General features: G+C 56.9%; 10 protein-coding genes. 1 reads left to right on the top strand and 9 read right to left on the bottom strand.

The window, feature by feature from the left end:
- Positions 1–122: 122 nt before the first annotated feature.
- The 3 genes from mazG to rlmD form a co-directional block, all read right to left on the bottom strand.
- Positions 123–905, bottom strand: coding sequence for a nucleoside triphosphate pyrophosphohydrolase (gene mazG, locus EBC_RS19460; protein ID WP_013203561.1), 783 nt, complete (start codon positions 903–905; stop codon positions 123–125).
- A gap of 206 nt (positions 906–1,111) precedes the next feature.
- Complete coding sequence (gene relA, locus EBC_RS19465) at positions 1,112–3,340, bottom strand: GTP diphosphokinase (RefSeq protein WP_013203562.1); 2,229 nt, start codon at positions 3,338–3,340, stop codon at positions 1,112–1,114.
- 32 nt (positions 3,341–3,372) lie between these two features.
- On the bottom strand, positions 3,373–4,689 hold the full coding sequence (rlmD, locus tag EBC_RS19470; protein WP_013203563.1) for a 23S rRNA (uracil(1939)-C(5))-methyltransferase RlmD: 1,317 nt from the start codon (positions 4,687–4,689) through the stop codon (positions 3,373–3,375).
- Positions 4,690–4,814: 125 nt separating this feature from the next.
- Here rlmD and barA point away from each other — a divergent pair, with 125 nt between their 5' ends.
- The gene (gene barA / locus EBC_RS19475) at positions 4,815–7,541 is read left to right on the top strand and encodes a two-component sensor histidine kinase BarA (RefSeq protein WP_013203564.1); all 2,727 of its coding nucleotides are present in this window, start codon (positions 4,815–4,817) and stop codon (positions 7,539–7,541) included.
- A 35-nt stretch (positions 7,542–7,576) separates the two neighbouring features.
- On the opposite strand, the gene EBC_RS19480 is transcribed toward barA, so the two are convergent.
- From EBC_RS19480 to EBC_RS19505, 6 genes are all read right to left on the bottom strand, one after another.
- A complete protein-coding gene (locus EBC_RS19480) occupies positions 7,577–8,716 on the bottom strand; it encodes a glycerate kinase (protein WP_013203565.1) in 1,140 nt (379 codons plus the stop codon).
- 74 nt (positions 8,717–8,790) lie between these two features.
- On the bottom strand, positions 8,791–9,675 hold the full coding sequence (garR, locus tag EBC_RS19485; RefSeq protein ID WP_013203566.1) for a 2-hydroxy-3-oxopropionate reductase: 885 nt from the start codon (positions 9,673–9,675) through the stop codon (positions 8,791–8,793).
- A 24-nt stretch (positions 9,676–9,699) separates the two neighbouring features.
- Positions 9,700–10,470, bottom strand: coding sequence for a 2-dehydro-3-deoxyglucarate aldolase (gene garL / locus EBC_RS19490; RefSeq protein WP_013203567.1), 771 nt, complete (start codon positions 10,468–10,470; stop codon positions 9,700–9,702).
- A 22-nt stretch (positions 10,471–10,492) separates the two neighbouring features.
- Entirely contained in the window at positions 10,493–11,833 is a 1,341-nt protein-coding gene (gene gudD / locus EBC_RS19495) for a glucarate dehydratase (RefSeq protein ID WP_013203568.1), read from the bottom strand.
- A gap of 23 nt (positions 11,834–11,856) precedes the next feature.
- Positions 11,857–13,194 (bottom strand): enolase C-terminal domain-like protein, encoded by a 1,338-nt coding sequence (locus EBC_RS19500; RefSeq protein ID WP_013203569.1) that lies wholly within the window; start codon positions 13,192–13,194, stop codon positions 11,857–11,859.
- A gap of 9 nt (positions 13,195–13,203) precedes the next feature.
- The gene (locus EBC_RS19505; protein WP_013203570.1) at positions 13,204–14,547 is read right to left on the bottom strand and encodes an MFS transporter; all 1,344 of its coding nucleotides are present in this window, start codon (positions 14,545–14,547) and stop codon (positions 13,204–13,206) included.
- Positions 14,548–14,924: the final 377 nt, after the last annotated feature.

Raw genomic sequence — 14,924 nt, forward strand, 5'->3', positions numbered from 1 at the left:
CAGTGCCACAATTAATCGTTTCCGATTGTCTGCCTGCCACCGTATTGACCGGCAAAATATTACCCGATTTGCCGGCGGCGGAGGTTGATACAAGTCACACTTTTGTTGAATCGAGTCAGCTATTACTCGCGGGCTTTGATTTGCTGCCAGGCGGCTTCCATCTGTTCGAGCGTTGCGTCCTGCATCGCCAGCCCTTGATCGGCAATGATCTGCTCAACCTGACGGAAGCGGCGTTCGAATTTGTCGTTGGCTTTTTGCAGCGCGATTTCGGCTTTGCTGCCCAGATGCCGCGACAGATTCACCGTGGCAAACAGCAGGTCGCCAATTTCCTCTTCCAGCTTCTGTTGATCGACGACCGCCTGCTTAGCCTCATGCATCACTTCATCGATCTCTTCATACACTTTGTCCAGCACCGGCCCAAGCGTATGCCAGTCGAAGCCGACGTTACTGCAGCGCTTCTGAATTTTGTGCGAGCGCATCAAGGCCGGCAGCGCGCGCGGGATATCATCCAGTGCCGAATGCTGCGCTTTCTCTGCCCGCTCACGGGTTTTAATCTGCTCCCAGTGAGTCAGCACATCCTGACTGCCGCTAACCTTCACGTCGGCAAAAATGTGCGGATGGCGGCGTTCCAGCTTATCGCTGATAGTGTTGCAGATATCGTCGAAGTTAAAGCGCCCTTCTTCATTGGCCATCTGCGCATAAAACACCACCTGGAACAGCAAATCACCCAGCTCGCCCTGCAGATCGTCAAAATCTTCACGGCTGATGGCATCCAGCACTTCGTAGGTTTCTTCAAGGGTGTAAGGCGCGATGGTGGCGTAAGTCTGCTCGCGGTCCCACGGGCAACCGCCTTCAGGATCGCGCAGGGTTTTCATGATGCCCAGCAGGCGATCGAGTGCATTCATAACATTTTCCATAATCAGATTGGCAAGAACTGACAGCCAGAGGGTTGTCGTTCTTGATGTGAACGTATCTTTAACAACGTCGTGGCGTAACTGTCGCAGTCAGGTTGCGTCCCGCCAGCGCACAGGCCTGGGAGCATACATGAGTATGTGACCTGGACGAGCACTGCCGGGACGCAAACTGGCAAGTAAAGTCGCCACCTGACAAATTAATGCAAGCGCCTGGCGTCGATGATGTCTGGAACCTGGTTCAACCGCGCAATCACCCTTCCGAGCACCTGCTGGTTGTAGATCTCAATATCCATATCGATGGTCGCCAGCTGCTTTTTGGTGTCGCTGCGGCTGGAAACACCCAGCACGTTGACCTTTTCATTGGCCAGAATGGTGGTGATATCGCGCAGCAGGCCGCTACGATCGTTGGCGGTGACGCGCACCACCAGCGAATAACCGCTGGAGTAGCTTTCGCCCCACACTGCATCAACAATCCGTTCCGGCGCATGCGAGGTCAGATCGGTCAGCTGATCGCAGTCGGCGCGGTGGATCGAGATCCCGCGTCCCTGGGTGATAAAGCCGACGATATCGTCGCCCGGAATGGGCTGGCAGCAGCGCGCGATATGGTGCATCAGATTGCCGACGCCTTCGACCACCACCCGGCCACTCTCTTTGCTGCGCGGTGCCGCTGATTTCTGCGTGAGCTGACGCAGCGCCTCGCGATCTTCTTCCTCAGCACTGGGCTTGTGCAGCTTCGACTGCAGGAAGTTGCTCATCTGGTTAAGGCGGATATCGCCACCGCCGATGGCGGCCAGCAGCTCGTCCAGCGAGTTAACGTTGTAGCGCGGCAGCAGCAGCTTCTCTGCCTCTTTCATGCTGATATCAAGATGGTCCAGCTCGCTGTCGAGGATCTGACGACCCGCCACCACGTTCTTGTCACGATCCTGCTTACGGAACCAGGCATGAATTTTTGAGCGCCCGCGGCTGGTGGTGACATACCCGAGGTTCGGGTTCAGCCAGTCGCGGCTTGGGTTCGGCTGCTTCTGGGTGATGATGTCGATCTGGTCGCCCATCTGCAGCTGATAGGTAAAGGGCACGATGCGCCCGCTGATCTTGGCACCGATGCAGCGGTGGCCGATATCGCTGTGGATATGATAGGCAAAGTCGAGCGGGGTTGAACCCGCAGGCAAATCCACCACGTCGCCTTTCGGGGTAAACACATACACCCGATCGTCAAACACCTGGCTACGCACCTCATCCAGCATTTCGCCGGAGTCCGCCATCTCTTCCTGCCAGGCAATCAGCTTACGCAGCCAGGCAATACGTTCTTCATGACCTGCCGCACCGCGCGCATTGCCGCCGGTGCCACCCTCTTTGTATTTCCAGTGCGCGGCGACGCCCAGCTCGGCATCTTCATGCATCTGGCGGGTACGGATCTGCACTTCAACGGTTTTGCCTTTCGGCCCCAGCACCACGGTATGGATTGACTGGTAACCGTTCGGTTTCGGATTGGCGACGTAGTCGTCGAATTCGCTGGGCAGATGGCGATAGAGCGTGTGCACAATCCCCAGCGCACCGTAGCAATCCTGCAGGCGTTCGGCCACGATACGCACCGCGCGCACGTCAAACAGCTCGTCAAAGGTCAGCGACTTTTTCTGCATCTTGCGCCAGATGCTGTAGATGTGTTTCGGACGACCATAGACTTCTGCCTTGACGCCCTCTTTCACAATCTCCGTGCGCAGGGATTGCACAAAGGTATCGATGTAACCTTCACGATCGATGCGCCTTTCATGCAGCAATTTGGCGATGCGTTTGTATTCGTCGGGATGCAGATAGCGGAAGCAGAAATCTTCCAGTTCCCATTTGAGCTGGCCGATGCCGAGGCGGTTCGCCAGCGGCGCGTAGATATTGGTACATTCTTTCGCCGCCAGCACGCGCTCATCTTCCGGCGCATCCTTCACTTCGCGCAGGTGGGCGATGCGCTCGGCGAGTTTGATCACCACGCAGCGGAAATCTTCCACCATCGCCAGCAGCATCCGGCGGACGTTATCCACCTGCTCAGGCGCCATGGAATCATTGTGGGTGGCTTTCAGCTGGCGGATGGCGTCCATATCACGCACGCCGTGCACCAGTGAGACAATGGCTTTACCGAAGTGCTCTTCCAGCACCTCTTCAGAGACGACGTGGGTGTTGGCGAGTGGGAACAACAGCGCAGCCCGCAGGCTTTCGTTGTCCATACTGAGCATTGAGAGGATTTCCACCATCTCAACGCCTCGCCACAGCAGCAACGCCGCGTCAGGATGATTCCGGGTGGCTTCTTCGCAATAGCGCCAGGTCTCGGCCAGTCGTTCACATGACTGCGGATTAGAGATCCCCAAACTGGTGATCCATTGGTCGAGTGCAAACTCGCCAGCCGTATTCAAATGTGCACTTCTTACCGCAACCATATCCTCTCCTGCCTTGACGCCCGTCCGGGCGCCTATTTTCGGCTAAATAACACCATGGATTCCACGTGCCCGGTATGCGGAAACATATCAAGCAGCGTAATCCTTTCCAATTGGTAGCCGGAGGTCAGAAGACTCTGACTATCCCGAGCAAGTGTAGTCGGATTACAGGAAACATAGACCACGCGTTCGGGCGCAAGTTTAATGATGTGATCCATCACGCCTGCCGCCCCGGCACGGGCCGGATCCAATAACACCTTGTTAAATCCCTCTGCGGCCCATGGCTGCCGCGTCACGTCCTCTTCCAGATTGTGCTGAAAGAAGCTGACATTATTCAGATTATTCAGGGCGGCATTATAACCACCCTTTGCCGCTAATGCTGCAACGCCCTCCACACCCGTAACATTTTTAACGACTTTTCCTACAGGCAGCGTGAAGTTTCCCATGCCGCAAAACAGGTCAAGCACCCGATCTTCCGGTTGTAAATCGAGCCATGCTAACGCCTGGCTTACCATTTGCTCGTTCAGCGCGCCGTTGACCTGAATAAAATCGCGCGGGCTGAACGTCAGGGTCAGGTCATGGATGCGGTAGAACGGCATCTCCCCATTTACCTGCTCCAGCGTATCGCTTTCTGCTGCCAGGTATAACGCCACCTTATGCTTATGCGAAAACTGTTCCAGTTTTTCACGATCCTCAGCAATTAATGGCTCAAGATGGCGCAACACCAGCAGCGGGCCGTTATCGGCCAGCACCAGCTCGATATGCCCTAAGGTGCTGACTGCGTGTAAAGTGCTCAACACCTGATGCAGCGGCGCGATCAATGCATTAAGTTCGGGCTTTAAAATAGGGCATTGCGTCAGAGAGACCAGATCGTTGGAGCCCGCCTTGCGGAATCCCATTTGCAGCGTTTTGCTGCGCGGCTGGTAGCTGAGGCCCAGCCGGGCACGACGGCGATAGCCATACGCCTCACCGGAAAGGATGGTATCGACCTCGGCCGGCTGACCGGTTTGCTGGCTCAACAGACGCGACAGCGCCTGGGCTTTGCTGCTCTGTTGTAAAGCAGGTGAGACGTGCTGCTGCTGGCAGCCGCCACATTCGGTGAAGTGCGGGCATTTTGGCGTGACGCGGTCCGGGCTGGCCTTGAGGATTTTGCGCGTTTTCCCCCTGGCCCAGGCGCGTTTATCTTCGGTGATATCGACTTCCACCTGCTCACCCGGCAGCGCGCCTGCGATAAACAGCGCTTTACCATTATGCCTGGCCACGCCCTGGCCAAATCCATCGAGGTCATTAACCGTCACTATGATGATCTGGCGGGTCGTCACGCGCCGTTTTGCAGAGTAGAATTGCGCCATTATTCGCCTGTCCCGAAAGTAATCAGCTGTGTCAGCCACTAAAAAGCGTGCGTAGCCTACACCAGCATACGGATTAATTCGACCCGCGTGATGGCCGGGCGAAAGAGATTTTCTTAAGGAAGTTTATGACCAAATATAGCCTGCGGGCACGGATGATGATTTTAATACTGGCCCCGACGCTGATGATTGGCCTGTTATTAAGTACGTTTTTCATCGTACATCGCTATAACGAGCTGCAGAACCAGTTAGTGGACGCGGGCGCCAACATCATCGAGCCGCTGGCGGTTGCCAGTGAATATGGCATGACCTTTCACAGTAAAGAGTCGGTCAGGCAGCTGGTCAGCCTGCTGCACCGTCGCCACTCGGAAATCGTCCGCTCTATTTCGATTTTTGACGCGCAAAATCAGCTATTCGTCACCTCGAACTTTCATACCGACGCCGATAAGCTGCGGCTGCCGGCCGGGCAAAAATTGTCGAATTTATTCAGCTATCAGCGCGAAGGCAATTCGGTCATTCTGCGCACGCCAATTGTCTCTGAAAGCTATTATCCCGACGAGTCACCCGGCGAAGATGCCAAACCCGACGGCAATCCCCTCGGCTATGTGGCGATTGAATTAGATCTGCAGTCGGTGCGCTTGCAGCAATATAAGGAGGTATTTGTCTCCACTCTGCTGCTGCTGCTCTGTTTGTGTCTGGCGATGTACTTTGCCTATCGCCTGATGCGCGATGTCACCAGCCCGATCCGCGATATGGTCAGCACCGTTGACCGCATTCGTCGCGGCCAGCTGGACAGCCGGGTCAACGGCAATATGCTCGGTGAGCTGGATATGCTGAAGAACGGCATCAATTCGATGGCCATGTCGTTAACCGCCTACCACGAAGAGATGCAGCAAAATATCGACCAGGCGACCTCCGATCTGCGCGAAACGCTGGAGCAGATGGAGATCCAGAACGTGGAGCTGGATTTAGCCAAAAAGCGCGCGCAGGAAGCTGCGAGGATCAAGTCCGAGTTCCTGGCAAATATGTCGCACGAGCTGCGCACGCCGCTGAACGGCGTGATCGGCTTTACCCGCCAGACGCTGAAAACCCCGCTGAATATTACCCAACGCGACTATCTGCACACCATCGAGCGGTCTGCCAATAACCTGTTAAGCATCATCAACGACGTGCTCGACTTTTCCAAGCTGGAAGCGGGCAAGCTGGTGCTGGAAACCATCCCGTTCCCGCTGCGCGACACGCTGGATGAAGTGGTGGTGCTGCTGGCGCAGTCGGCCCATGAAAAAGGGCTGGAATTAACGCTCAGCATTCAGCCGGAGGTGCCGGATAACACCATCGGCGATCCGCTGCGCCTGCAGCAAATCATCATCAATCTGTTAGGCAACGCGATCAAATTTACCGAGCGGGGCAACATCGATATCCGTATTGAGCTGCGTTCGCTGAGCACTAACCGGGTGAATCTGGAAGTGCAGATCCACGATACCGGTATTGGCATCTCCGAGAAGCAGCAGTCGCAGCTGTTCCAGGCGTTCCGTCAGGCCGACGCCAGCATTTCCCGTCGCCATGGCGGAACCGGGCTTGGGCTGGTGATCACCCAAAAGCTGGTGAACGAAATGGGCGGGGAAATCTCGCTGCACAGCCGGATGAATCAGGGTTCCACCTTCTGGTTCAATATCAACCTGGCGCTGAATCCGAATGCCAATAGCGATCGCCGGGCAACGGACTGCCTGATCGGTAAACGCCTGGCGTATGTTGAAGCCAACAGTGCCGCGGCAAAAGCGACGCTTGAAATGCTCGGCGCCACGCAGATGAACATCAGCTACAGCACCACGCTGGATGGCCTGCCGGACGGGCATTTTGATGCCCTGCTGCTGGGCCTGCCGGTGACCAAACAGGCCGACCGGGAAATCTCCGCCGAGCTGCTGCTACCCGCCTTGAAACGCGCCGATAACCTGATCATGGCCCTGCCTTGCCAGATGCAGATTTATGCCGAGGAGCTGAAGTCTCGCGGCGTCAACGCCTGCCTGATTAAGCCGGTCAGCCTGACGCGTTTGCTGCCGGTACTGATTGAGAACCACACCCGCGAAGCGGTCTACCTCCCTGCCCGTCTGCGCCTGCCGCTGACGGTGATGGCGGTGGATGATAATCCGGCCAACCTCAAGCTGATTGGCGCGCTGCTGGAAGAGCAGGTTGAAAATATCGTGTTGTGCGACAGCGGTGAAGCGGCGATCAAGCAGGCGCAGCAGCGCAATCTGGACATTATCCTGATGGATATTCAGATGCCGGATATCGACGGCATCCGCGCCAGCGAAATCATCCGCAGTTATTCGCAGCACGCCTCCACGCCGATTGTGGCGGTGACTGCTCATGCGCTGGATGGTGAGAAAGAGCACCTGATTGAAGCCGGGATGAACGACTACCTCGCCAAGCCGATTGATGAAGCCAAACTGAGCCAGCTGCTGGCGCGCTATACGCCGGGATTACTGGCGGTGGCGGCGAAATTGCAGGATGTTCCGGCGTCGCTGGACTGGCAGCTGGCGCTGCGTCAGGCGGCGAATAAGCCGGATTTGGCGCGCGATCTGCTGCAAATGCTGGTGGACTTCCTGCCGGAGGTGAAGGGGCTGGTAGAGAGTTATATGGCGTCTGACGATACGCTGGCGCTACGTGACATTGTTCATAAGCTGCACGGCAGCGCCAGCTACAGCGGCGTGCCAAGGCTGAAGCAGCTTTGTCTGCAGCTGGAACAAGGCCTGCGCGCCCATGACAGCATTGATGCGGTGGAACCGGAGCTGTTTGAACTGCTGGATGAGATGGAAAATGTGGCCAGACTGGCGAAAAATCGGTTGGGTCTCTAAGCCCGGATGGCCGCTAAACAGCGGCCTGATAACCGTCAGAGTTTTTGCCCTATTGCCAGCGTCGCCGCAATATTGCGCGCGCTTAAACGCACGTTTTCGGCGGCATTATCCAGCGCTTCTTCCAGCGTGCAGATGCTGTAAATCACGCTGAACACCGCGTCCAGACCATGCTGATGCACGATCCCCACGTCTTTGGTCAGGCTGCCCGCAATACCAATCACCGGTTTGTTATAGCGTTTCGCCACCTGAGACACGCCAATAGGCACTTTACCGTGAATGGACTGGCTGTCGATTCGGCCTTCACCGGTGATCACCAGCGTCGCATCCTTCACCAGCGCATCCAGCCCTAACGCTTCGGTAACGATTTCGATACCGCGACGCAGTTCTGCCTGGCAGAAAGCGTGCAATGCCACGCCCATGCCGCCCGCCGCGCCGCCGCCGGCAATGGTCAGCACATCTTTATCCAGATCGCGGCGGATCACCCCGGCGTAATGCGCCAGCGCGCTATCCAGCTGTTTCACCAGTTCTGGCGTTGCGCCTTTTTGTGGACCAAAAATGGCCGACGCGCCTTCTTCACCCAGCAACGGATTGGTGACATCGCAGGCCACTTCAAAGCGACAGTGTTTAATGCGGGAATCGAACTGGCTCATATCAATGCGGGCCAGGGCCAGCAGCTGTCCACCGCCATAACCAATCTGCTGGCCGTCCGTGTCCAGCAACTGTGCACCCAGCGCCTGCACCATCCCGGCACCGCCATCATTGGTGGCGCTGCCGCCGATGCCAATAATAAAGTGCTCAACACCCTTATCCAGCGCGTTACGGATCAGCTCGCCGGTGCCATAAGAGGTGGTGATCAGCGGATCGCGCTGGGCGGCCGGCACCAGCTCCAGCCCGCTGGCCGCCGCCATCTCAATAAATGCGCAGCTTTCGTCACCGGATAAGCCGTAAAAAGCGCTCACCGTTTCGCCCAGCGGGCCAGTGACATCAAGCTCAATTATTTTGCCTTTGGTTGCCGCTACCATCGCCTCGACAGTTCCCTCTCCGCCATCTGCTACCGGCAGCTTAACGTAGTGCGCGTCGGGAAATATCTCGCGAAACCCCAGCTCGATCTGCGTGGCGACCTGCTGAGCCGACAGGCTCTCTTTATATGAATCCGGTGCGATTACTATTTTCATACGGTTTCCTGGCGCGTTGACCTGGCCTCAACCAAAAGTGCAGATACCGGCCTGCGGACAAGCCGGACCATAGGCTATTTAGTGATTTCCACTTTCGCTAACTTCTCATAGTAGCAAGCCAGCGCGCTGTGGTCGGACGTGCCCATGCCATCGGCCTTCACCGCCTGCATCATCTCCATCACCGCCGCCGTTAATGGCAGCTGCGCGCCCACGCCATGAGAGGTATCCAGCGCATTGGCTAAATCCTTGATATGCAGATCGATACGGAAACCAGGCTTGAAGTTGCGATCCATCACCATCGGCGCTTTGGCTTCCAGCACGGTGCTGCCGGCCAGACCGCCACGGATCGCCTGGAACACCAGTTCCGGGTTCACGCCCGCCTTGGTAGCCAGCGTCAGCGCTTCGGACATGGCGGCAATGTTCAGCGCCACAATCACCTGATTTGCCAGCTTGGTGACGTTACCGGCACCAATATCGCCGGTGTGCACCACCGAGCCCGCCATCGCTTTCATGATGTCGTAGCACTGATCAAACAGCTCTTTATCGCCGCCGACCATCACCGACAGCGTGCCTTCAATCGCTTTCGGTTCGCCGCCGCTAACCGGCGCATCCAGCAGCGAGATGCTTTTCTTCGCCAGCTCATCGTGAATTTCACGGCTGGCCAGCGGCGCAATGGAACTCATATCAATCACGATAGTGCCCGGTTTTGCGCCCTGGATCACGCTGTCTTCACCGAGCAGGGCTTCTTTCACCTGGGGTGAGTTAGGCAGCATGGTGATGATCACATCGCTCTGCTCGGCCACTTCTTTCGCGCTGCCGGCCACCGTCGCCCCCAGGCTTACCAGCTCAGCTTCGTTTTCGCGGTTATGGTCGCGAACCACTAACGAGTAACCTGCTTTCACCAGGTTTTTGCTCATGGGTTTGCCCATGATGCCCAGACCAATAAAGCCAATTTTCATTTTTTCTTCTCCAGATTCGGGGGATTATTTTTTGAAGCGGTCGCACAGCGCCTGCGTGGCACCACGGAAAACGCCAACGTCGCTGCCTACAGCAACAAATCCAGCGCCCCACTCCAGATAACGACGGGCATCGGCTTCGACCGGCGCCAGGATACCGCTTGGCTTGCCAGCGGCTTTGGCCCGCTCGAACAGGTATTTGATCACTTTCAACACTTCCGGATGCGCGGGCTGGCCGAGGTAGCCCAACGCGGCGGACAGGTCGCCAGGGCCGACAAAAATGCCGTCCACGCCGTCGACCGCAGCAATCGCATCAATGTTGTCGACGCCCAGCTGGGTTTCAATCTGCACCAGCACCGTCACGTTATCGTTGATGGTGTTGTTGTAGTCCGGCACCGTGCCGTACATGTTGCTGCGGTGCGAAACTGAGACGCCACGGATCCCGGCTGGCGGATAACGGGTGGAGGCGACCGCGCGGATGGCTTCCTCTTCGGTTTCGACAAAAGGCACCAGGAAGTTGGAGAAACCGATATCCAGCAGGCGTTTGATGATCACCGGCTCGTTGGTCGGTGGACGTACCACCGGCGCACTGTGGCTGCCTTTCAGCGCCATCAGCTGCGGCACAAAGGTGGTGATGTCATTCGGCGCATGCTCACCGTCCAGCACTAACCAGTCAAAACCGGCCAGCCCAAGCACTTCCGTGGTCAGCGGGTTAGCCATGGCACACCAGCTGCCAATTAAGGTTTCACCGGCCAGCAGGCGCTGACGGAAGCTGTTGGGGTTGTTTACGTAGCTCATCAGTAACTCCTGTGAAAGAAAATTAGCGCACCAGACACGGGCGTTTATTGTCGAAGGTCCAGTTCGGCACCAGGAACTGCATGGCCTGCGCATCGTCGCGCGCGCCCAGTCCGTGCTTCAGATAGAGCTGGTGAGCCTGCATGACTTTATCCATATCCAGCTCCACGCCCAGTCCCGGTTGTTGCGGAACCTGCACCCGTCCGCCTTTAATTTGCAGCGGTTGTCGGGTCAGTCCCTGATTGCCTTCCTGCCAAATCCAGTGGGTATCGATGGCGGTAATTTTGCCAGGCGCGGCGGCGGCCACATGGGTGAACATCGCCAGCGAAATGTCGAAATGATTATTGGAGTGCGAACCCCAGGTGAGGCCAAAGTCATGGCACATCTGCGCCACGCGAACCGAACCTTGCAGGGTCCAGAAGTGCGGATCAGCCAGCGGAATATCGACCGACTGCAAGGACAAAGTATGGCCCATCTGCCGCCAGTCGGTGGCAATCATATTGGTGGCGGTCGGCAGTCCGGTTGCCCGGCGGAACTCGGCCATCACTTCACGGCCGGAATAGCCCTGCTCGGCACCACAGGGATCTTCCGCATACGCCAGCACGCCCTTCAGCTGCTTGCCCAGCGCAATCGCCTCGTTAAGTGACCAGGCGCCGTTCGGATCGAGGGTGATCCTCGCCTGCGGGAAGCGTTTAGCCAGCGCGGTCACCGCTTCGGCCTCTTCGCTGCCTGCCAGCACGCCGCCTTTTAGTTTGAAATCGTTAAAGCCGTATTTCTCGTAGGCCGCTTCAGCCAGCCGCACGACCGTTTCCGGGCTCAGCGCTTCCTGATGGCGCAGGCGATACCAGTCGCAGCTGTCTTCGGGCTGACTTTGGTAAGGCAAGTCGGTCTTACGGCTGTCGCCGATGTAGAACAGGTAGCCCAACATTTCGACCTGGTCGCGCTGCTGACCGTCACCGAGCAACGAAGCCACATTAACGCCGAGGTGCTGACCCAGCAGATCCAGCAGCGCCGCTTCAATGCCGGTAACCACATGAATGGTGGTGCGCAGATCGAAGGTCTGATTTCCCCTGCCGCTGGCATCACGATCGGCGAAAGTTTCGCGCACGTGGCTCAGCAGGTTTTTATATTCGCCCAACCCGTGGCCGATAATCAGCTGCGCCGCGTCTTCCAGCGTTTTACGAATTTTCTCGCCGCCGGGAATTTCACCCACGCCAGTGTGCCCGGAGTTGTCTTTGATGATCACGATATTGCGGGTGAAAAACGGCGCGTGCGCGCCACTCAGATTCAGCAACATGCTGTCGTGACCGGCCACCGGGATAACCTGCATTTCGGTGACTAACGGGGTTCCTGTCATCGCGTTCATAACTCTTCCTTACCTGTCAGGGTTCAGCGTCCAAAGGCCGGACGTTTACGATCGAAGGTCCAGCCGGGGACCAGATACTGCATTGACGTGGCGTCATTACGGGAGCCGCCAGGCAACGTTTTGTAGAGTTCGTGGGCCTTCTCGATTTGCGCCCAGTCCAGCTCAACGCCCAGCCCCGGTGCGTCCGGAACCGCAATTTTGCCCTGGCGGATCTGTAATGGATTTTTGGTCAGGCGCTGGTCGCCTTCCTGCCAGATCCAGTGGGTATCAATGGCGGTCGGCTTACCCGGTGCGGCTGCGGCAACGTGGGTAAACATCGCCAGAGAGATATCGAAATGGTTGTTGGAGTGACAGCCCCAGGTGAGGCCCCAGTCATCACAGAGTTGCGCCACGCGCACCGCGCCGCTCAAGGTCCAGAAATGCGGATCCGCCAACGGGATATCGACCGAATTCAGCATCACCGCGTGATTCATCTCGCGCCAGTTAGTGGCAATCATATTGGTGGCGACCGGCAAACCGGTGGCGCGGCGGAATTCCGCCATCACTTCGCGGCCGGAGTAGCCCTGCTCTGCGCCGCAGGGATCCTCGGCATAGGTCAGAATCCCCTGCAGGTCTTTGCACAGCGCGATGGCTTCATCCAGGTGCCAGGCACCGTTTGGATCAACGGTGATCCGCGCATCCGGGAATCGCTTCTTCATCGCTTTGACGGCATCGATTTCCTGCTCGCCAGGTAAAACGCCGCCTTTCAGCTTGAAGTCCCTGAAGCCATATTTATCCTGTGCGGCTTCCCCCAGGCGAACAATGGCGGCGCTGTCCATCGCCTTTTGATGACGCAGGTGATACCAGTCGTGGCCAGATTTCTCGCCCGCCAGATACGGCAGATCGCTTTTCTCCCGGTCGCCGACGTAGAACAGGTAGCCCAGCACCGTCACTTCATCGCGCTGTTTACCGGGTCCAAGCAGTTCAGCCACCGGCACATTCAGGCATTTGCCCAGTAAATCCAGCAGCGCGGCTTCCAGCGCAGCCACCGCGTTAACCCGCAGTTCGAAGGTCCAGGCGCCTTTGCCAAAGGTATCGAAGTCCGCAGACTGATTGCCTTTGTGCACCTGCTGCACCAGGCTGTTCATCCTGGCCACTTCTTTACCGATCACCTGCGGGATGGCATCGACCAGCGTCTGGTAAATGGTTTCGCCGCCTGGCGCTTCCCCGACGCCGGTGTGCCCGGCGCTGTCCGTTAACACCACAATGTTGCGGGTGAAGAAGGCGCCATGCGCGCCGCCGATGTTCAACAGCATGCTGTCGTGGCCCGCCACCGGAATGACTTTCATCTCAGTAATGACAGGGCTGCTTTGCGTGGTCATAACGCGTCCTTACAAAGGTTTCAGTTCGATGCGTTTGATATCCTGTACCAGCACCAGATAGCTCAGCACGGCGACAAAAGCATGGATACCCACATAAATCAGCGCACCGTTGTACGAGCCGGTAGACGCAATGATGTAGCCGATGGCGATTGGCGTAATGATGCCGGAGATGTTGCCGAACATATTGAACAGACCGCCGCTCAGGCCACTGATCTCTTTCGGCGCGGTATCCGCCATCACCGCCCAGCCCAGTGCACCAATCCCTTTACCGAAGAACGCCAGCGCCATAAAGAACACCACCACCCATTCGGTATCGACGTAGTTACACACCACCATCGAAATCGACAGCAACATGCCGAGCACAATCGGGGTTTTACGGGCGATATTCAGCGAGCCGGTTTTGCGCATCAGCCAGTCGGAAATAATCCCGCCCAGCACGCCGCCAAGGAAGCCGCAGATCGCCGGGATTGAGGCGACCATCCCGGCTTTCAGAATCGACATGCCGCGCGCCTGCACCAGATAGACCGGGAACCAGGTGATAAAGAAATAGGTTAAGGCGTTAATGCAGTACTGGCCCAGGTAGATGCCGACCATCATACGCGAGGTGACTAACTGTTTGATTTGATGCCTTTTCTCAGCCCAACTCACCTTACGTTCTTCTTTTTTCTGATCCATATTGATCAGCGCACCGCCTTGCTCCATGTACTCCAACTCGGCTTTGTTGACGCCCGGATGGTCGTTTGGATCGTGGATCACTTTCAGCCAGATAAAGCTGAGGATGATGCCGAGGCCACCCATAAACCAGAATACGTGCGCCCAGCCAACGGAAGAGACCAGCCAGCCCATAATCGGCGCGAAGATCACCGTGGCGAAGTACTGTGCGGAGTTAAAGATAGCGACCGCGGTGCCACGTTCCTGCGCCGGGAACCAGGCCGCAACAATACGGCTGTTGCCCGGGAAGGAAGGTGCCTCTGCCAGGCCGACCAGGAATCGCAACATAAACAGCGTAGCGATAATGGTGAAGCCGCTGAACAGATCCACGAAGCCTTGCAGTAAGGTGAACAGTGACCAGAGGAAGATACTCCAGAAGTAGACGCGTTTAGACCCGAAGCGGTCCAGCAGCCAGCCTCCCGGAATTTGGCCAACCACATAGGCCCATGAGAATGCGGAGAAGATGTAACCCAGGCCTACCGAGCTGAGCCCGATATCCTTGGACATGGCGGAACCGGCAATGGCGATGGTCGCCCGGTCGCCATAGTTGAAAGAGGTGACGATAAATAACATCACCACTATCCAGTAGCGAGCATTTGTTCTTTTTTGCACGGCGCTCGCAGCACTACTGATTGAATTCATGATGCACTCCTGAAATATAGCGGTCAGGCTACTTTCACTCTGAACTGCATACACATCGCGTTGGGTATCAGAATGATGTTGGGTTAAACACAGCGATTAATTTGGCAGAATAGTTTTCACGCAGCGTGGCAATATCTCATCGTTCTGTTCGCTAAAAAGTATAGGAACAGCCCAAACGGAATACATCGGTAAATAGCCCTATAAAAAGCCATAAATATTCATATTCTTATGGCATATGCACAACCCCTTGCGGGGTGGCTCACGGAACCCGACCGTTCTGCGTGGGCGGTCACAGTCCGGTGGCTTTCCCCTTGCCTTTGTGAGCGTTCTCACTGATATCTGTACGTATGCCAGAAAAAGTCCTGCTCATCCGCCAG

This window comes from Erwinia billingiae Eb661 (assembly GCF_000196615.1).
Taxonomy (GTDB): domain Bacteria; phylum Pseudomonadota; class Gammaproteobacteria; order Enterobacterales; family Enterobacteriaceae; genus Erwinia; species Erwinia billingiae.

Excerpts from the sequence above, each read along its gene's own strand:
- garL (WP_013203567.1), bottom strand. The coding sequence starts at position 10,470 with ATGAGCTACGTAAACAACCCCAACAGCTTCCGTCAGCGCCTGCTGGCC.
- EBC_RS19505 (WP_013203570.1), bottom strand. The coding sequence starts at position 14,547 with ATGAATTCAATCAGTAGTGCTGCGAGCGCCGTGCAAAAAAGAACAAAT.
- EBC_RS19480 (WP_013203565.1), bottom strand. The coding sequence starts at position 8,716 with ATGAAAATAGTAATCGCACCGGATTCATATAAAGAGAGCCTGTCGGCT.
- rlmD (WP_013203563.1), bottom strand. The coding sequence starts at position 4,689 with ATGGCGCAATTCTACTCTGCAAAACGGCGCGTGACGACCCGCCAGATC.
- garR (WP_013203566.1), bottom strand. The coding sequence starts at position 9,675 with ATGAAAATTGGCTTTATTGGTCTGGGCATCATGGGCAAACCCATGAGC.
- EBC_RS19500 (WP_013203569.1), bottom strand. The coding sequence starts at position 13,194 with ATGACCACGCAAAGCAGCCCTGTCATTACTGAGATGAAAGTCATTCCG.
- gudD (WP_013203568.1), bottom strand. The coding sequence starts at position 11,833 with ATGAACGCGATGACAGGAACCCCGTTAGTCACCGAAATGCAGGTTATC.
- mazG (WP_013203561.1), bottom strand. The coding sequence starts at position 905 with ATGAATGCACTCGATCGCCTGCTGGGCATCATGAAAACCCTGCGCGAT.
- relA (WP_013203562.1), bottom strand. The coding sequence starts at position 3,340 with ATGGTTGCGGTAAGAAGTGCACATTTGAATACGGCTGGCGAGTTTGCA.
- barA (WP_013203564.1), top strand. The coding sequence starts at position 4,815 with ATGACCAAATATAGCCTGCGGGCACGGATGATGATTTTAATACTGGCC.